Source organism: Phytohabitans sp. LJ34, from assembly GCF_052068095.1.
In the GTDB taxonomy this organism is placed as follows: Bacteria; Actinomycetota; Actinomycetes; order Mycobacteriales; family Micromonosporaceae; genus Phytohabitans.
The window spans coordinates 97,709-115,313 of sequence record NZ_JBQHDG010000006.1 but is presented as its reverse complement, the minus strand read 5'-3'; the positions used below and the strand labels follow the sequence as shown (position 1 = coordinate 115,313).

At 74.9% G+C, this 17,605-nt stretch carries 14 protein-coding genes; 9 read left to right on the top strand and 5 right to left on the bottom strand.

Annotation, left to right across the window (positions count from 1 at the left end; translation table 11 throughout):
* Positions 1–39: 39 nt before the first annotated feature.
* Both ACTMTJ_RS12740 and ACTMTJ_RS12735 read left to right on the top strand, forming a co-directional pair.
* On the top strand, positions 40–744 hold the full coding sequence (locus tag ACTMTJ_RS12740; RefSeq protein WP_441216479.1) for a hypothetical protein: 705 nt from the start codon (positions 40–42) through the stop codon (positions 742–744).
* Positions 745–794: 50 nt separating this feature from the next.
* Positions 795–1,238, top strand: coding sequence for a pyridoxamine 5'-phosphate oxidase family protein (locus tag ACTMTJ_RS12735; protein ID WP_441216477.1), 444 nt, complete (start codon positions 795–797; stop codon positions 1,236–1,238).
* On the opposite strand, the gene cydB is transcribed toward ACTMTJ_RS12735, so the two are convergent.
* On the bottom strand, positions 1,235–2,215 hold the full coding sequence (gene cydB, locus ACTMTJ_RS12730) for a cytochrome d ubiquinol oxidase subunit II (protein ID WP_441216475.1): 981 nt from the start codon (positions 2,213–2,215) through the stop codon (positions 1,235–1,237). The genes ACTMTJ_RS12735 and cydB overlap by 4 nt on opposite strands.
* Positions 2,216–2,217: 2 nt before the next feature.
* Positions 2,218–3,594, bottom strand: coding sequence for a cytochrome ubiquinol oxidase subunit I (locus ACTMTJ_RS12725; protein WP_441216473.1), 1,377 nt, complete (start codon positions 3,592–3,594; stop codon positions 2,218–2,220).
* Here ACTMTJ_RS12725 and ACTMTJ_RS12720 point away from each other — a divergent pair.
* Positions 3,565–4,335, top strand: a complete 771-nt coding sequence (locus ACTMTJ_RS12720) for a lysophospholipid acyltransferase family protein (RefSeq protein ID WP_441216844.1) — start codon at positions 3,565–3,567, stop codon at positions 4,333–4,335. The two genes, ACTMTJ_RS12725 and ACTMTJ_RS12720, sit on opposite strands and share 30 nt — an antisense overlap.
* A gap of 81 nt (positions 4,336–4,416) precedes the next feature.
* Here ACTMTJ_RS12720 and ACTMTJ_RS12715 read toward each other — a convergent pair whose 3' ends face one another.
* Both ACTMTJ_RS12715 and ACTMTJ_RS12710 read right to left on the bottom strand, forming a co-directional pair.
* Positions 4,417–4,965, bottom strand: coding sequence for a LuxR family transcriptional regulator (locus tag ACTMTJ_RS12715; RefSeq protein ID WP_441216471.1), 549 nt, complete (start codon positions 4,963–4,965; stop codon positions 4,417–4,419).
* A complete protein-coding gene (locus ACTMTJ_RS12710; RefSeq protein WP_441216469.1) occupies positions 4,962–7,439 on the bottom strand; it encodes a LuxR C-terminal-related transcriptional regulator in 2,478 nt (825 codons plus the stop codon). The genes ACTMTJ_RS12715 and ACTMTJ_RS12710 overlap by 4 nt, the downstream gene beginning before the upstream one ends.
* Before the next feature lie 183 nt (positions 7,440–7,622).
* Between ACTMTJ_RS12710 and ACTMTJ_RS12705 the strand changes: the two genes are divergently transcribed.
* The 3 genes from ACTMTJ_RS12705 to ACTMTJ_RS12695 all read left to right on the top strand — a co-directional run bounded on the left by ACTMTJ_RS12705 (position 7,623) and on the right by ACTMTJ_RS12695 (position 11,887).
* Complete coding sequence (locus ACTMTJ_RS12705; protein ID WP_441216468.1) at positions 7,623–9,098, top strand: dynamin family protein; 1,476 nt, start codon at positions 7,623–7,625, stop codon at positions 9,096–9,098.
* A gap of 76 nt (positions 9,099–9,174) precedes the next feature.
* A complete protein-coding gene (locus ACTMTJ_RS12700; protein ID WP_441216466.1) occupies positions 9,175–11,037 on the top strand; it encodes a dynamin family protein in 1,863 nt (620 codons plus the stop codon).
* Positions 11,038–11,104: 67 nt separating this feature from the next.
* Positions 11,105–11,887 carry a hypothetical protein gene (locus ACTMTJ_RS12695; RefSeq protein WP_441216465.1) on the top strand — a complete coding sequence of 261 codons (783 nt, stop codon included), beginning with the start codon at positions 11,105–11,107 and terminating at the stop codon, positions 11,885–11,887.
* 269 nt (positions 11,888–12,156) lie between these two features.
* On the opposite strand, the gene ACTMTJ_RS12690 is transcribed toward ACTMTJ_RS12695, so the two are convergent.
* Positions 12,157–13,668: an Hsp70 family protein gene (locus ACTMTJ_RS12690; protein ID WP_441216464.1), complete on the bottom strand. Its 1,512-nt coding sequence runs from the start codon at positions 13,666–13,668 to the stop codon at positions 12,157–12,159.
* Positions 13,669–13,776: 108 nt separating this feature from the next.
* Between ACTMTJ_RS12690 and ACTMTJ_RS12685 the strand changes: the two genes are divergently transcribed.
* Genes ACTMTJ_RS12685 through ACTMTJ_RS12675 form a run of 3 tightly spaced genes read left to right on the top strand, consistent with a single transcriptional unit; the run spans position 13,777 to position 17,600 of the window.
* A complete protein-coding gene (locus ACTMTJ_RS12685; protein ID WP_441216463.1) occupies positions 13,777–14,541 on the top strand; it encodes a glycerophosphodiester phosphodiesterase in 765 nt (254 codons plus the stop codon).
* Positions 14,538–15,908 carry an MFS transporter gene (locus ACTMTJ_RS12680; protein ID WP_441216462.1) on the top strand — a complete coding sequence of 457 codons (1,371 nt, stop codon included), beginning with the start codon at positions 14,538–14,540 and terminating at the stop codon, positions 15,906–15,908. The genes ACTMTJ_RS12685 and ACTMTJ_RS12680 overlap by 4 nt, the downstream gene beginning before the upstream one ends.
* A gap of 12 nt (positions 15,909–15,920) precedes the next feature.
* Positions 15,921–17,600, top strand: coding sequence for an acyl-CoA dehydrogenase family protein (locus ACTMTJ_RS12675; RefSeq protein ID WP_441216460.1), 1,680 nt, complete (start codon positions 15,921–15,923; stop codon positions 17,598–17,600).
* Positions 17,601–17,605: the final 5 nt, after the last annotated feature.

Here is a 17,605-nt window from a genome sequence, read left to right as displayed (position 1 = left end):
TAGGAACTGTCATCAAACACGTGTACGGAAGAGGTTGTGATGGCCGCCGCGCGCTCCGCCGTTCGAGGACTGTCCACCGACGATCTGAAGAGCGTCCGCGACACGCTCGCCGCGGGCCGTAAGCCGCGGGTGATGTTCACCGAGGCGGCCGGGCAGATCGCCGGGCAGATCGGGCAGGTCGTCGCGCTCACCGACCCGGAGCTGTCCGACGAGTGGGTGGTGGTGCGGTTCGGCAAGGACGAGCTGCCCTTCTCCCCCACTGACTTGATCATCCCGCCGAAGGGGGCGAAGGCGGCGCCGGCGAAGAAGGCCGCGCCGCCGCCGGAGCCGGCTCCACCCCAGCCCGAGCTGAAGATCACGAGGTCGCCGGTGCCGGCGCCGCGCGAGGAGGCGAAAGTGACCACTGTGGACGAAGCACCCCCGGCGGCGGAGAAGCCGGCCCGCAAGACGGCCAAGGCGGCGAAGCCGAAGGCGCCGGCCGGCCTGACCGTCACCCTGTCGTACACCGAGGGTGAGTGGACGGTGTCGGCGACGCAGGGCGCCAAGTCCCTGGCCAAGCCGTACGTGATCCGCCCGGCCGAGGCGTTGAAGATGGTGGCGCTGGTCGACGTGCCCGGTGTGCAGGAGGCGGTCGAGCAGATCCTGTCGGTGGAGCGCAGCGAGGCCGAGCAGCAGGCCGAAAAGCTGCGGGCCGAGCTGGCCGAGATCGAGGCCCGGCTGGCCGAGCTGCGCGACGTCGGCTGAGGCACAGCAGGGACCTGAGGCACGGCACGAGCTGGGGCACGGGAGGCGGCATGGCGCGGTGGGCTGACGTCGAGGGCGACGCGCCGGAGTTCGCGGCGGCGGTGCGGCGGCTGTTCGAGGCGGGCAAGCACAAGACCCTGGCGACGCTGCGCCGCGACGGCGGTCCGCGGATCAGCGGCACGGAGTCCGAGTTCCGCGACGGTGACCTGTGGATCGGCAGCATGTGGCTGGCCCGCAAGGCGGTCGACCTGCGCCGTGACCCGCGGTTCGCGCTGCACAGCCCGAGCGTGGACCCGCCGGAGGGTGACCCGTCGACGTGGTCCGGTGAGGCGAAGCTGTCCGGCCGAGCGGTGGAGGTGCCCGGCGACGGCTCCGCGCACCGGTTCCGGCTCGACATCGACGAGGTGGTGTGGACCCGGGTGGGCTCGCCGGCCGACCATCTGGTGATCGAGCTGTGGCGGGCCGGGCAGGGGCTGCGCCGCATCCGGCGTTAGTGATACGAGGCGTCGCCGGTGGTGACGCGCTTGCGGAAGACCCAGTACGTCCAGCCCTGGTAGAGCAGCACGAGCGGGGCGAAGATCGCGGCCACCCAGGTCATCAGGCGCAGCGTGTAGGGCGACGAGGCGGCGTTGTCGACGGTCAGGTGCGGCGGCAGGACGGCCGGGTACAAGGCGGCGAACAGGCACACCACCAGCAGGCCGATGCTTGCGGCGGTGCCCAGGAAGGCCCAGCCTTCGCGGCCGGCCCGGTTGGCGGCCAGCGCGCCGACCAGCGCGGCCAGCCCTACGGCGGCGGCGACCACGGCGCCGGGCGACGAGCGGATCGTCAGCGTCCAGGCGACGAAGGCACCGAGGGTCAGCAGCGCCGCCGGGCCGGCCCGCCCGGCCACGCGTGCGGCCCGCTCCCGGATCGGTGACACCGTCTTCAACGCCAGGAACACCGCGCCGTGCGTGACGAACAGGCTCAGCGTGACCAGGCCGCCGAGCAGCGCGTACGGGTGCAGCAGGTCGAGCGGGCCGCCGGCGTGGTCGCCGTCCGGGGTGAGCGGCAGGCCGCGGGCGATGTTGGCGAACGCGACGCCCCACAGGAACGCCGGCGCGGTCGAGCCGAACACGATGGCGGCGTCCCAGCGGGCCCGCCAGGCGGGGTCGTCGCGCATGCCCCGGTACTCGAACGCGACACCGCGCAGGATCAGCGCCACCAGGATCAGCAGCAGCGGCAGGTAGAGGGCGGAGAAGACGGTGGCGTACCAGACCGGGAACGCGGCGAACATGGCGCCGCCGGCGGTGATCACCCACACCTCGTTGCCGTCCCAGACCGGGCCGATGGTGGCCAGCAGGGTGCGGCGTTCGCGGTCGTCGCGGCCGAGGGCGGGCAGCAGCGCGCCGACGCCGAAGTCGAAGCCCTCGAGGACGAAGTAGCCGGTGAACAGGGCGGCGACCAGGACGAACCAGACGGTGGTGAGCTCCATGCCTAGGCCTCCTTGGCCGGGCTCGCGGTGGCGGCGGCCTCGCTCGCCGTAAGGCCGGCAGCGGCGTAGCGGACGAGCAGTTTCACCTCGATGAACGCGAGCGCCGCGTACACCAGGGTGAAGGCGGTGAACGAGGTGAGCACCTCGGCCGGGGAGACGCCGCGGGAGACGCCGTCGCGGGTGAGCATCTCGCCGAAGACCAGCCAGGGTTGGCGGCCCATCTCGGTGAAGATCCAGCCGAAGATGTTCGCGGCCAGCGGCAGCAGGGGCAGCACCAGGCAGGCGCGGGCCAGCCACCGCGACCGTGGCACCCGGCCGCGGCGCTGCGCCCACAGCGCCACCAGCGCGACGAACGCGGCGAGCATGCCGAGCCCGATCATGAGGCGGAAGCTCCAGTAGGTGACCGGGATGACCGGGTTGTAGGAGCCGGGGCCGTACTGGGCGGCGTACTGGGCCTGGAGGTCGTCGATGCCCTCGACGCGGCCGTGGGTGTCGCCGGTGCCGAGCCAGGACAGCAGGTAGGGGATCTTGATGGCGAACACCTCGCGCCCGCCGTCGAGGGTGCCGACGGTCAGCACGGAGAACGCGGCCGGCTGCTCGGTGGAGTAGAGGGCTTCGGCGGCGGCCATCTTCATCGGCTGTACCTCGGTCATGATCTTGCCTTGGGTGTCGCCGGTGACGGCGACGGCGGCCGCGGCGGCGAGGGTGACCCAGGCGCCCAGGCGCAGCGCCGGCCGGAACTCCTCAGTGCCGTGCTTGACCAGGTGCCACAGCGCGACCGCGGTCATCAGCGCGCCGGCGACCAGGAAGCAGCCGGCGATCGTGTGCGGGAACGTGACGAGCGTGACCTTGTTGGTGAGCACCGCGCCGAAGTCGGTCAGCCGGGCCCGGCCGGTCTGCGCGTCGACGGTGTAGCCGACCGGGTTCTGCATCCACGAGTTGGCGGCCAGGATGAAGTAGGCGCTGGCGGTGGAGCCGGCGGCGGCGATCCAGATGCAGGCCAGGTGCACGCGCTTGGGCAGCCGCTCCCAGCCGAAGATCCACAGGCCGAGGAAGGTGGACTCCAGGAAGAACGCGAACAGCGCCTCGATGGCCAGGGGCACGCCGAACACGTCGCCGACGAAGCGGGAGTAGTCGCTCCAGTTCATCCCGAACTGGAACTCCTGCACGATGCCGGTCACCACGCCCATCGCGAAGTTGACCAGGAAGAGCTTGCCGTAGAACTTGGTCAGGCGCAGGTAGCGTTCGTCGCCGGTGCGCAGCCAGACGCTCTGGAGCACGGCGACCAGGACGGACAGGCCGATGGTGAGGGGGACGAAGAGGAAGTGGTAGACGGTGGTGACACCGAACTGCCAGCGGGCGACGTCGAGCGCGTCCATACGGGACCTCCATCATTACTACGTCCCGTAGTAGATCGTAGTGCGCTGTGGTCCGCCCTCCTGGGGGTGGCGCGAGTGGTCCTCGTCCCATTCGCGCGGCTGCGGGTCAGCGGCGACCTGCCGGCCGGCGCGTTCATCCTGGCCGCCAACCACATCAGCCCGATCGACCCGGCCGTGCTGATGGCCGCCTGCGGCCGGCGCGGCGTGGCGCCGACTTTCCTGGCCGACGCGGCCGTGTTCCGGATGCGCACGATCGGCTGGATCATGCGGCGCGCCGGCCACATCCCGGTCGCCCGCGGCACCGCCACGGTCGCCGCGACCCTCGGGCACGCGGCCGCCGCGGTGGCGGCCGGCGCCGTCGTGCTGGTCTACCCGGAGGGTCGCATCGGCCGCGACCCCGGCCTCTGGCCGGAGAAGGGCAAGACCGGCACCGCGCGGCTCGCCCTGGCCACCGGCGCCGTCGTGGTCCCGGTCGCACAATGGGGTACGCACGAGGTGGTGCCCTACTCAGCCCCTCGTGGGGCGGTCCGGGGGCTGCTGCGCGCGGTGCTGCGCCGCCCGCGGGTGCACGTCCGCTTCGGCGCCCCGGTGCGGGTCACGGGCACGCCGCGGGAGGCCACCGAGCAGATCATGGCGGCGATCGCCGCGACGCTCGCCCCGCTGCGCGCCGGCGAGCCGGACCTGCCCCGGCACCTGGACCCCACCCGCCCGGTGACCACGGCCCGCTCCCGCCCCCGCTGAGCCCGGCGCCGCGACCACGGCCTACGGCGACGTCGACGCCCGCCGGGGCCGGCGTGGTCGCGCCGGGCTCCGGCCTCGCCGCTAGCCGGGCTGGCCGCGCTGGCGCAGGTAGGCCAGCACCGCCTCGCGGGTCGTGCGGACGCCGAGCAGCTCGCGGGCCTGGGCGATCCGCCTGTTCGCGGTGCGCAGCGACAGGAACTCCGCGGCCGCGGCCGCGGCGATCGTCTCCCCGTTGGCCAGCCGCTCCAGCAGGGCCCGCTGCTCCGGGATCAGCTGCCCGACCACGTCGTCGCCGTCCGGCTCCGGTTCGGCGTCCGGGTCCGCGTACACCGGGCCGAGCCGCCCCAGGTCGGCGACCAGCGCGCGGCCCAGCTCACCGGCCGGGTCGGCGATCGCGACGATCCCGGTGCCGCGCGCGGCGGCCAGGACGGCCAGGTGCGCGGTCTCCGCGTCCGGGACCCGGCCGAACAGCACCAGCCGCGCCTCGGCCATGTCCCACGCCGCCTCGGCCAGCGCGAAGCCTTCCCGGGTCTGCCAGCCGCCGCGGGCCAGCCGGCGCAGCACGCTCGTCGCGTCGGCGGAGGTCGGCACCACGTACCGGGGGGCTTGGCTCGGGCCGGCGGAGCTCATGCCAGCTGGCCCAGCCGTGCGGCCGCCTCGGTGCGGGTGCGCGCGCCGAGCTTGCGCATGCCCGAGCGGATGTGGGTCTCCACGGTCTCGCCGGAGATGCCCAGCTGCCCGGCGATGCGGCGGGTCGGTTCGCCGGCGGCGACCAGGCGCAGCACGTCGCGTTCCCGGTCGGTGAGGTCGGTGCCGGCGCGCGGGCCGCGCTGGTCGCGGCGTACCGCGTGGCGGCGCAGCGCCCGCCGGGCCCGGCCCAGCAGCACCACCAGGCCGGCCTGCTCCGCCAGCGCCTCGGCGGCCAGCAGCGGCGGGACCGCCAGGGCCGGGTCGCTCTCGTGGAGGCCCTGGGCGAGCAGGCAGCGGACCTCCTCGCGGACGGCCAGGTCGTGCCAGGCGGCCGCGGCCCGGTCGAAGCCGCCGGCGGCGGTCCACGCCTCCAGGGTGGCGGCGACCGCGGTGGCCCGGTCGACGGCCGCCTTGCCGGCGGGCGGGGCCAGGCCCAGGTCGGCCGAGGCCCACCGGGCGGTGATCTCGTGCAGGCCGGCGACCAGCGCGCCGGCCCGGGACAGGTCGGCGTGGGCCGGGCGCAGGGCGAGGTCGGGCTGCCCGTCCAGCCAGGCGGCCTCGCGGCCCACCCAGTCCAGCAGCGCGCTGGGCGCGGCCACGCCGGCCAGCCGGGAACGGGCCGGGGCCAGCAGCCCGCCGTCGGCCTCGACCAGGCTCGCGGCGGCGGTCGCGTAGCCGCGGGCCAGGGCCGGCAGGGTGCGGTCGGTCAGGTCGCCGGCGCGGCGGACCACGTCGTCGGTGGCCGCGCCGCGCAGCGCGGTGCACCACAGCTCGGCGGCCAGGAACCGGGTCTGCCAGCTGTAGGCCAGGTCGGCGGCGGACGCCTGGGCGGCGGTGCCGGCGGCCTGCGCGGCCTCGGCCAGGCGCCCGTCGGCGGCCAGGGTCTCCACCAGCAGCCAGGCGCTCCACCGGGCGGCGAGCAGGTCACCGGCGGCGCCCGCGGCGGTGGTCGCCGAGGCCAGCCCGTACTCCCAGCCGTCGGCCCGCGCGTGCGCCCGTACCGCGGCGAGGGCGGCGCGCAGGCCGGCGTGGGCCGGTGGGTCGCCGTGCCGGCCGGCGATCCGGGCGGCCGCGGCGGTCGCCTCGGCCGGGTCTTCGGCCAGGCGGGCCAGCAGCAGCACCCGGTCGCGGGCGGCCACCGTGTCCGGGTCGGCGCCGTCCGGCACCGGCGCGGCCGCCTCGCGGGCCGCGGCCACGTCGCCGACCTGGAGCAGCGCCTCGGCGCGCAGCACGGCCGCGTCGACGCCGAGCGGCGGCCCGCCGGAGACGGTCAGCACGTGCACGGCGGCGCGCGGGCGTCCACACGCCAGGGCCGCGGACGCGGCGGCCACCCGCACGTCCGGCGCCGGGTCCACATCGGACAGGTCGCAGGCGAGCAGCAGCAGCTCGGCCCGTTCGCCGGCGGTGGTCATCCGGCCGGCCGCGGCGACCGCCACCTGGTAGGCGGCCGGCCCGTCACCGGCGGCCGCGAGGTGGCGGGCCGCCTCCCGGGGCGGGACCAGGCTGGCCAGCCGCCGGTGCAACGCCTGCCGGCCGGGCGGGTCGAGCAGCCCGGCCGCGACCTCGGCCAGGTAGGGCGAGACCGGCGCGAGCTCGTCCTCCCCGGCCGGCCGGTCGCCGCCGACGGCCGGCGGCGCGGTCACCAGGCCGGCTTCCAGCAGCTCCTCCACGCCGGCGCCGAGGACCGCCGCCGTGGCCGGGCGGCCGAGCAGGCCCAGCGCCGCCATCGCGGTACGCGCCGGGCGGGTCAGGTCGGCCAGGGCCGCCGCCACCGCGTACTCCACCTGTGCGGCGTCCTCCGCCACGTCGGCGGTACCCCGGGCGGCGGCGTGCCGGGCGAGGGTCTCGACGGCCAGCGGCACCCCGCCGGCCCGGGCCACGACGGCGGTGACCGCGGCCGGATCCAGGCCCGGCGCGACCCGGCGGGCCAGGTCGGTGGCCTCCCGCACCGGCAGCGGCGGCACCGGCAGCCAGCCGGCGGCCGCCGCACGCAACGCCTCGACCACGCCCGGCGGGAGGCGGTGCGGGGTGCGCAGGGCGACCAGCACGCGGCAGTGCGCGGCGATCGCCGGCAGGGCGGATAGGGTGGCCGGGTCGGCCCACTGAAGGTCGTCGAGGAGCAGCAGCCCACCCCGCACCCGGGAGCGCACCGCCTCGGCCAGCAGCGCCGGGTCGGCGGCCGGCAGCCGCACCCGCACCGCGCGGGTCAAGGCGAACGCCGGCACGGCCTGGAGCATCGCCAGCCCGCCACCGGCGAAGACCGGCCCGCGGAAGGCGGCGCCCAGCGTGGCGAGCACGGTGGAGCGCCCGCTGCCCGGCCCGCCCGCGACGACGACCAGCGCGGGAGCGGCCAGCAGCGCGGTCGCCTCCTCGACGAGGGCGCCGGGCCGCGTGGCGGCGGGCGCGTGACGCAACTGGGCCTCCCGCGACAGACCGTGGCACGAACATGGGATCCTGCGCCGGCAGGATATTCATAGTGTGGATCCGGCAGGAGGGACACCTACACGATGAGCGAGCACGACCGCTGGAACCACGCCATTGTCGCCGACCGTACCGCCGGCTGACGAGTCATGGGACCAGGTCCGCTCAGTGCCCGGGTGGCATCGCTCTGTGACGACGTCGGCCCGCGGGTCGGTCCGGCGGCCCAGACGCAGGTGCTGGGCGTGCGCAGGCGACTCGACGAGCCGCTGCGTGTGGCCATCGCCGGCCGCCTGAAAGCCGGAAAGTCGACACTTGTGAACGCGCTCATCGGCCGCCGCGTAGCCCCCACCGAAGTGGGAGAATGCACGCGAATCGTGACCCAGTTCCGGTACGGCACCGCGGACCGGGTCGACGTCGTCAAACGCGACGGCTCCCGCTCCAGCCTGCCGCTGGACGAGTCCGGCATGATCCCGCAGCGGCTCGGCGTGCCCCGCCACGACATCTCCTACGTGGACGTGACCCTCACCAGCGACCACCTGCGCGAGCTGACCGTCGTCGACACGCCCGGGCTGTCGTCCACCAACACGTCGGTGAGCGCGGGAGCGCGGCGCTTCCTGTTCAACGAGGCACCCATCGACGACGACATCGACGACGACTCGGTCGGCGCGATCTCCGGCGCCGAGGCGATCATCTACGTGTTCACCCAGTCGGTGCGCGACGACGACCTCCAGGCGCTGGAGGCGTTCCGGTCCATCTCGGCCCGGCTGGCCAGCAACCCGATCAACTCGCTCGGCCTGTTCAACAAGGTCGACAAGCTGGTCGCCGGGGTCGCCGACCCGTGGCCGGTCGCCGGGCCCCTCGCGGCCGACCAGACCAAGGTGCTGCGCCGGGTCGTCTCCGACGTCGTGCCCGTGGTCGGGCTGCTGGCCGAGACCACCGAGGCGGGCCGGCTCACCGCCGCCGACTGCGAGGCCCTGCGGTCGCTGGCCCAGCTGCCGGAGACCGAACGCCTGGTGCTGATGGCCTCGGTCGACCTGTTCACCTCCCGCGAGTGCAAGGTGCCGCGCGAGCAGCGGGAGCGGCTGCTGCGCCTGCTCGACCTGTACGGCATCGGGTTCGCCATGGCCCAGCTCGCCGCCCGACCCCAGCTGGCCAGCGGCGACCTGGTCCGGATGCTGTTCCAGGCCTCCGGGTTCCCGCGGCTGCGGCACACCCTCGACCAGGCGTTCCGGTGGCGCACCGACGCGATCAAGGCCGGCTGGGCACTGTCCACCCTGGAGAAGATCGCCAGCCACACCGAGCGCCCGCTCGACCGCGAGCTGCTGCGCGACGCCATCGAACGGGTCCTCCAGCAGCCCGACTACCACCGGCTGCGGCTGCTGGAGGTGGCGCAGATGGTCTCCACCGGGTCGGTCGAGCTGCCCGAGCCGATGGAGCAGGAGCTGACCCGCCTGGCGCTGTCCAACGATCCACAGTGGATCCTCAACCTGCCGACCGCCGGCACCGAGCAGCTGGTCAAGGCCGCTCTCGACGCCGCCACCCGATGGCGGGTGTACGCGGTCGCCGGGGCCAGCCCCAGCCAGTCCCGGGTCGCCCTCGTCGCACACCGCGGCTTCTACCTGCTCAGCCAGCGCGTCAGGGGTACCGCATGAGCGAGCGGAGCGAGCGAATCATCAGGCACAGCGCCATTTGTGGCTCGCGGCCGCCCGCAGCGAAGCGAGGACGGCCGTGAGCTCCCCGCAGAAGCCCGAGGCGTTGCAGAAGCTGCTGGCCGGCGCGGTCGACACGTCGCTGGCGTTCCTGCGCAAGACCGACCCGGACGCCGCCTCCGACCTCGACGCGGTCCGCCGCCGCGACCTCGGCCGCCCCGCCATCGTGGTTGTCGGCGAGACCAAACGCGGCAAGAGCTCGCTGGTCAACGCCCTCATCGGAGTGCCCGGACTGTCCCCGGTGGACGCCGCCGTGGCGACCGCCGCCTACCTGGAGTTCAGCCACGGCACCGACCACGCCGCGCGGGCCTGGCTGCCCGGCCGGGAGGACCCGGTGCCGCTGGCCCAGTCCGACCTGCGCGAGTGGGCCACCCCGTTCGGGCGGCTGCCCGAAGGCGCCCGGCCGCCGCGGCGGATCGAGGTGACCCACTCCGCGCCGCTGCTCCAGTACCTGTCCCTCGTGGACACCCCCGGCACCGGCGGCCTCGACCCGGCCCACGCCGAGGTGGCGCTCGACGCGGTGGAGAAGGCGACCGCGCTGCTGTTCGTCGTCGACGCGGCCGCCCCGTTCGCCAAGCCGGAGCTGGAGTTCCTCATCGAGGCCAGCAAGCGGGTCAACTTCGTCGTGTTCGCCCTCACCAAGGTCGACGCCTACCCGGGCTGGCGCACCATCTGGGAGGACGACCGCGCCCAGCTCCAGGCGCACGCGCCCCGGTTCGGCTCCGCGCCCTGGTACCCGGTGTCCGCGCGGCTGGCCGAGCTGGCCATGACGCTGCCCCGCGAGGCCGCACCCGAGCTGATCAAGGAGTCGCGGATCGCCGAGCTCCAGCACGCCCTCATCGACCTGGCCGGCAAGGGCCACCTGCTCGGCCAGGCCAACGTGCTGCGCGCGGTCCGCTCCGAGTACATCCGCCTCGACCTCCAGGTCGGCGACAAGATGAAGGCCACCGACCCGGACCCCGGCGACATGGCCAAGGCCAAGGCCGACCGGGCCGCGCTCGCCGCCCGCAAGCGCACCGAGTCGCGGCAGTGGAGCCTGGCCCTCAACACCGAGACCCAGCGCGCCCGGGTGGAGGCCACCGGCCGGCTGCGCAACTACGTGACCGCGCTCCAGGAAGACTTCCTCAACAAGATCGAGAAGGCGAAGGGCGACGACATCAAGGGCCTGCCGCAGGAGGTCGACCGCGCCCTGCACGCCCTGTCCGTCCGGCTCTCGCACGACCTGGAGTTCCGGTTCCGCAAGGTCGCCGAACGCACGCTCACCCAGGTGTTCGGGCCGCACGAGCTCCAGTTCGTGCTCCGCCGCCTCAACGCCACCCTCCGCCACGCGCTGAGCACCAAACCCCGCCGGGACGGTGGCGGCCCCGACAACGTGATGATCGCGATGTCCGCCGGCGGCATGGCCTTCATGGCCGGGCGCGGCGCGGTGGCCGGCGCCTCCGCGCTCGGCGCCGGCGCCATCATCGGCGGCGGCCTGCTGCTGCCCGTCGCCGGCCTCGGCCTGGGGCTCGCGGCGGGCGCCTTCATCCTGTACCGCCGGCGCGTGCAGAACGACCGCCAGCAGGCCAAGATCTGGCTCCGCGAGGTGCTCGGCGAGGCCCGCGCCGCCCTGGCCGACGAGATTATGCACCGGTTCACCGACCTTCAGTACGCGCTGACGCTCGCCCTCGACGACGCCATCGAACGCCGCCTCCAGCAGCTCGACGCGCACATCGCCGAGATCGACAAGGCGCTGGCTGAAGACAAGGCCAGCCGGGCCCGCCGCAAGGCGGCCTTGCAAGCCGAACGCGACGGGCTCCGCGCCCGGGTCAAACAGGTCGACGAGGTACTGGCGAGGGCGCGTTCCCTCGCCCCGGCACGGCCCACGGAGGAGCAGCAGTGAGCGAGCGGAGCATGAGGCAGGGCGCGCTTGGAGCTTCGTGCCCGCCCGCGGCGAAACGAGGACGGCCATGAGCGACCACGGCTGGGGCGGCGGCGAGTGGCCCGACGACCTCGACCCGGACAGCGGCGGCGACCTGGGCCCCGACACCACCCCCGACCTCGGTTCGGACTACACCGCGGGCCTGGGCGGCGACCTCGGGCCCGAGCCCGGCGATGCCGAGACCGCCGACCTGGGCGGCTTCGACCACGGCGGCGCGCACGACCCGCTGGCCGACGGCCCGCCCGAGCTCGACCCGGCACCGGACCCACCGCTGGATCCCGCCGGTGACTCCACGGTGGACGGTGGCGCCGGCCTGGAACACGCGGCGTTCGACGCCCAGGGCGGCGACCTCGACGCCCAAGACCCGGACACCGGCGGCGGCCCGTTCGACGGTGGTGGCGGTGGTGGTGGTGACGGCCCGTTCGACGGCGGCGGCGACGGCTTGGACGGCGACCCCGGCGACGACGGCGGTGACGAGCCCGCGGACAGCGGACCCGAGCTGACCCCGGTCGGCGCCGACCCGGACCTCGACGCGCACGCCGACACCTGGACCGACCAGTCGTTCCCGGAGCCCCTCGACCTGGACGCCCCCGAACCGGTCGACGGCTTCCCGTGGACCGACCCCACCACGCTCGGCGCGGCCCCGCTGCCCGACGCCGACGCCGCCTACCAGGGCGGCCCGGCGGCGACCGAGCTGGCCGCCTACGCCGGCGAGGACCTGCCGGCCGGCGCCGACCCGTGGACCGCCCTGTCCGCCTCCGAAGACCCCGCGACAAGCTCCCTGGCCCGCTGGTGGTCCCCCGACACCTGACCCACAGATTTTCCCAGGTCCGTGTCAGTGGTAGGCGTCCGCCGCCGCCCACATGCTGAGCCACATCCCCAACCAGTGGGAAGGTAGGGCCCGCCGATCGGCCGGCCACCCCCAAGCCGCAGCCAGCGCGCGAAGCCCGAGCACGGCTCCCACCGCAACCACCCACCAAGAGCATGGCAAGCATGCCGGGCCGGCTGGTCGACGACAGCAACGGCAGCGGTCGGTAACGCCTGAAGCCCCGTCGACCCGCCGCGTCGCTGAGGGCGGGGTCAGGCGGCGAGGAGGATCAGGACGACGACCGCGATCAGGACCATGGCGCCCAGGGCGACCGTCCACACCAGAGCGGGCTCCTCGAACCACGGCCGCCGGGCCCGGGGCGCCGCCACCACCGGTGGGCGGGGTGGGGCGACCGGGGCCGGGCGGGGCGGCACGTGCTGTACCGGCGGGCGCGGTGGCGTGCGGGGCGGCGAGACCGGGGTGGCGCTCACCGGCGGCGCGGACGGGCGGGCGATCACCGGGGGGCGCGGCGGCGCCACCGGCGGCCGGGACACCGGGGCCACCGGCGGGCGGGACACGGGGGCCACCGGCGGGCGGGACACGGGTGCCGGCGGGCGGGAGACCGGGGCCGCGGGTGGGCGGGCCACCGGCGGGGCGGGCATGCGCGGGGGTGGGGCGACCGGGCGCGGCACGCCGGAGTGGACCGGGCCGGCCGCGCTGGCCGGGCCGCCGAAGAACAGGGCGCCCTCGGCCACCACCGTCTCCGGCTGCTCCAGGGTGGTGGGTGCGACGCCGAGCTCGGTGTGCAGCAGGTGCGCGGCCAGGGGGATGCGGCTGGAGCCGCCGACCAGGAAGATGCCGACCAGGTCGGGCGGGGCGAGCCGGGCCGCGGTGATGGTCTGGGCCAGGCAGTGCACGGTCTGGAGCATGTACGGGCGGATCAGCCCGTCGAACTCCTCCCGGGTGATGTGCGCGGAGATGTCCAGCGCGGGCAGGTGCACGTCGGCGCTGGTGGTGCGGGACAGCATCTCCTTGGCGCCGCGCACGTCGTCGTAGAGCAGGGCCCGCTGCCGCCGCTGGCCCGGGTCGGCGGGGGCGACGAGGCTGTTCCACAAGGTGGTGCGGGTCTCGGAGTAGCCGCGCCCGAGGTGCTCGACCAGGGCCTGGTCGAAGTCGAGGCCGCCCAGGTCGGACAGGCCCGCCTCGGCCAGCACCTCGAAGCCGGTGGGCGTGCGGCGCACCACGGCGGCGTCGAAGGTGCCGCCGCCCAGGTCGTAGATGGCCAACGCGCGGCCGACCGGCATGGCGCTGCCGAGCACGGCCGTGTAGTAGGAGGCGGCCGCGACCGGCTCGACCACCAGGCGGGGGGTGGGCAGCCCGGCGGCGCGGACCGACTCGACCAGGACGGCGCGGCGGCGTTCGCCCCAGCGGGCCGGGTGGGTGACCCGCACCTCCTCGATCGGGCCGCCGAGGTGGCGGGCGGCCTCGGTGGCGAGGCGGCCGAGCACGGCGGCGATCACCCGGGGCACCGGCAGCTCCTGCTCGCCGAGCAGCACCACGCCGTCGTCGATGCGGCGCTTGGGGTTGGGTTCGAAGCGGGCCGGGTCGAGCCGGGCGGTCCGCTCGGCGTCGCGGCCGACCAGCAGCTTGCCGTCGGGGTTGAGGTAGACGGCGGACGGCAGCAGCGGCGAGCCGTCGAACAGCAGCGGCCGCGCCCGCCCGTCCGCGCCGCGGACCATGGCGACCGTGTTCGACGTGCCGAAGTCGATGCCGAGCACCCGCATGGCCGTCACCCTACCGTCGCCGTCGCCGTGCATACTGCACGCCGTGAGCCCGGCCCGCCGGCCGACGACAAGCGCCGCGAGGCAGCCCGCCGACGAAGGACAACCGCCGTGACCTACCTCGACCACCCGGTCCCGATCGCGTTCGCGCACCGCGGCGGCGCCGCCGAGGGCGACGAGAACACGGCGGAGGCGTTCGCGCGGGCCGTCGCGCTCGGCTACCGGTACGTGGAGACCGACGTGCACGCCACCACCGACGGTGTGGCCGTGGTCTTCCACGACGCGACCCTCGACCGGGTCGCCGGGCGGCCGGGGCGGATCGACACCATGTCCTGGGCCGACCTGTCCACCGTGCGGGTGGGCGGCGCGGCGGCGGTACCCCGGCTGGACGAGATCCTCGCCGCGTGGCCGCAGGTCCGGTTCAACATCGACGTGAAGGCGGACAGCGGCGTCGCACCCACGGTCGAGACGGTGACCCGCGCGGGCGCCGGTGAGCGGGTGTTGCTGGCGTCGTTCAGCGACGCGCGGCTGGCCCGGGTGCGGATGCTGGCCGGGCCGAAGGTGGCCACGTCGCTGGGGATGCGGGCGGTGGCCCGGCTGCGGGTGGCGTCGCTGACCGGGCAGCGGCTGAGCCTGCCGCCGTCGGTGGTGGCCGCGCAGGTGCCGACCCGGTACGGGCGGCTGCCGGTGGTCGACCGGCGGTTCGTGCGCTACGCGCACAAGCTCGGGCTCCAGGTGCACGTGTGGACGATCGACGACCCCGCCGAAATGCACGGCTTACTTGATCTTGGTGTTGATGGCATCATGACGGATCGCGTCGACGTGCTGCGCGACGTCTACCTGAGCCGCGGCGTGTGGCACGAAGGGGCCGAGTGACGACGACCGACACCACCAGCCAGTACGCGACCCGCCGCGAGCGCACCGGCTGGTACTTCTACGACTGGGCCAACTCCGCCTTCCAGACCACGGTCATCGCGGTCTTCCTCGGCCCGTTCCTCACCGCCGTCACCGAGGTCGCCGCCGGCTGCCCGCTCGGCGCCGACGAGTGCGACCGCGACGTGCACCCGTTCGGCATCACGGTCGCGGCCGGCTCCTACTACCCGTACGTGGTGTCGCTGTCGGTGCTGCTCACCGTGTTCGTGCTGCCGGTCATGGGCGCGGTCGCCGACCGTTCGGCGCACAAGAAGCGGCTGCTGGCCGGCGCCGCGTTCATCGGCGCCGCGGCCACCTGCGGGTTCGCGTTCGTCACCGGCGAGCGCTACCTGCTGGGCGGGCTGCTGTTCCTGATCGCGAACATCTCGTTCGGCGCCAGCATCGTCGTCTACCACTCGTACCTGCCGCAGCTGTCCGGCCCCGACCAGCGCGACGACATCTCCAGCCGCGGCTGGGCGCTGGGCTACCTGGGCGGGTTCATCCTGCTCGCGCTCAACCTGGTGGCCGTGCAGATCTTCGGCATCGAGGACGACGACCAGCGCACCCTCGACATCGCCCGCTGGTCGATCGTGTCGGCCGGCGTGTGGTGGGCGGTGTTCACGCTGGTGCCGCTGAAGTTCATGCGCGAGTACCCGGCGGTGCACGCCAGCACCGGCGCCAACGTGGTCACCGACGGCTTCCGCCAGCTCGGCCGCACCATCAAGGGCATGCGGGCCTACCCGCTGACGCTGTTCTTCCTGCTCGCCTTCCTGGTCTACAACGACGGCATCCAGACGGTGATCAACCTGGCCAGCCAGTTCGGCTCCGAGGAGCTGGGCCTTGCGACCAACACGCTGATCATCACGATCCTGGTGGTGCAGCTGACCGCGTTCTTCGGCGCGCTGGCGCTGGGCCGCCTCGCCGCCCGGATCGGCGCCCGCAACACCGTGCTGCTCAGCCTCGTGCTGTGGACCGCGGTGGTGATCGCCGCGTACTGGCTGCCCGGCGAGGCACCGCTGCCGTTCATCGCGCTCGGCGCCGCGATCGGCATCGTGCTGGGCGGCAGCCAGGCGCTGAGCCGGTCGCTGTTCAGCCAGCTGATCCCGAAGGGCAAGGAAGGCGAGTACTACGGCTTCTACGAGATCAGCGACAAGGGCACCAGCTGGCTGGGCCCGCTCGCGTTCGGCCTGGTCTACCAGATCACCGACAGCTACCGGGTCGGCATCGTCGCGCTCGTCGCGTTCTTCGCGGTCGGCTTCGTGCTGCTGATGCTGGTGCCGCTGCGCCGCGCGATCCTGGCCGCCGGCAACCGGCCGCCGCGCGTTCTTTAGTTAGGGTCGGGCATGGACCGTTTCGTACAGGCCGTGCCCGCCCCCGCCGACCCGTACGCCGGCGACCCCCTCCTGCGCTCCTGGCTCGACCGCGTCCTCGGCCCCGCCGGTCACGCGGCGGCCAAAGACCGCCTGACAGACCTCGCGGCCGCCGTCGTGGACACCCTCCGCGCGGCGCACACCGACGCCGAGACACACCCACCAACCCTCATCAGGTACGACGCGTGGGGCGGGAGGGTCGACCGGATCGTGACCGCCCCGGGGTGGGAGCAGCAGCGCGCCGCCGCCGCACACCACGCGGTCGTGGCACTGCCCTACCTGCCCGAGGCCAGGGCCACCTGGGGCGCGGCGGCGCGGGTGGTGCAGCACGCGCTGCTGCACCTGTACGGTCCCGAGTCCGCCACCTTCTCCTGCCCGGTCGCCATGGCCGACGGCGCCGCCGCGCTGCTGTCCCGCCCCGAGGTCGACCCCGCGGTACGCGACGCGTGGCTGCCCCGCCTCGTCTCCACCGACCCCGCCAACGCGGTCACCAGTGGACAGTGGATGACCGAGTCGCAGGGCGGCTCCGACCTGTCCCGATCGTCCACAGTGGCGTCTCTTGCCTCCGGACGGTGGCATGTGACGGGTGAGAAATGGTTCTGCTCGGCCGCCGACTCCGCGGTCGCGGTCGCGCTGGCCCGACCGGAGGGCGCCGGGCCGGGCAGCCGGGTACTCGCCCCGTTCCTGATCCCCCGCTACGCCGACGACGGCTCCTCGACCGCGCCCGGCATCCGGGTGCACCGGCTCAAGGACAAGCTCGGCACCCGCGCCCTGCCCACCGCCGAAATCGGCCTGGACTCGGCGCTCGCGCTGCCGCTGGGCGACCCGACCGGCCCCGGCGGCCTCACCCGCGCGATGACGCTGGTCGTGGTCACCCGCCTGCACAACGCGGCCGCCGCCGCCGGTGGCATGCGCCGCGGCCTCCAGTACGCGCTCGCGTTCGCCGCCGGCCGCACCGTCGCCGGCGGCCCCCTCGCCGGCTCCCCGCTGCACCGCGCCACCCTCGGCACCCTCGCGGTCGACGCGGCTGGGGCGTTCGCCCTCGCAGCGCACGCGTTCGCGTTGCTAGGCCGCGTCGAGGTGGGCGCCGACCCGGCGGCCGCCGCCGAGCTGCGCATCGTCGCCCCGCTGGCCAAGCTGGTCACCGGCAAGCTAGCGGTCGCGTCGGCCAGCGAGTACGTGGAAAGTTTCGGCGGCGCCGGCTACGTCGAGGACACCGGCGTCCCCCGCCTGCTCCGCGACGCCCAAGTCCTGCCGATCTGGGAGGGCACCACCAACGTGCTGGCACTGGACACGCTCCGCGCCACCGTCCGCGACGACGCGGCGGTCCCACTGCTCGCCCGCCTGGACGCCGCACAGGACGTCGCCCGCGGCATCTCACCGGCCCTGGCCGACCAGCTGCACGAGGCCACCACCGCGATCCGCGCCGACCTCGCCGACGTGACGGCCGACCCGACCGCGGCGGGTGTGGTGGCCGGCGCCCGCGGCCTGGCCCTGCGCATGGGCCACGCCCTGGCCGCCGCCCTGCTGATCGAGCACGCCACCACCGGCGACGAGCAGGCCGAGATGGCCGCGCGGCTGTGGTCGCGCCGCTGGCTGCGCCGCGAGGAGATCGCCGTGGACGCCCACCACCATTTGGACGCCCTGGCCTGACCCGC

What these genes read in the sequence shown, in the direction of transcription:
- ACTMTJ_RS12735 (WP_441216477.1), top strand. Translation starts at nt 795, where the DNA reads ATGGCGCGGTGGGCTGACGTCGAGGGCGACGCGCCGGAGTTCGCGGCG.
- ACTMTJ_RS12715 (WP_441216471.1), bottom strand. Translation starts at nt 4,965, where the DNA reads ATGAGCTCCGCCGGCCCGAGCCAAGCCCCCCGGTACGTGGTGCCGACC.
- ACTMTJ_RS12695 (WP_441216465.1), top strand. Translation starts at nt 11,105, where the DNA reads ATGAGCGACCACGGCTGGGGCGGCGGCGAGTGGCCCGACGACCTCGAC.
- ACTMTJ_RS12725 (WP_441216473.1), bottom strand. Translation starts at nt 3,594, where the DNA reads ATGGACGCGCTCGACGTCGCCCGCTGGCAGTTCGGTGTCACCACCGTC.
- cydB (WP_441216475.1), bottom strand. Translation starts at nt 2,215, where the DNA reads ATGGAGCTCACCACCGTCTGGTTCGTCCTGGTCGCCGCCCTGTTCACC.
- ACTMTJ_RS12740 (WP_441216479.1), top strand. Translation starts at nt 40, where the DNA reads ATGGCCGCCGCGCGCTCCGCCGTTCGAGGACTGTCCACCGACGATCTG.
- ACTMTJ_RS12675 (WP_441216460.1), top strand. Translation starts at nt 15,921, where the DNA reads ATGGACCGTTTCGTACAGGCCGTGCCCGCCCCCGCCGACCCGTACGCC.
- ACTMTJ_RS12690 (WP_441216464.1), bottom strand. Translation starts at nt 13,668, where the DNA reads ATGCGGGTGCTCGGCATCGACTTCGGCACGTCGAACACGGTCGCCATG.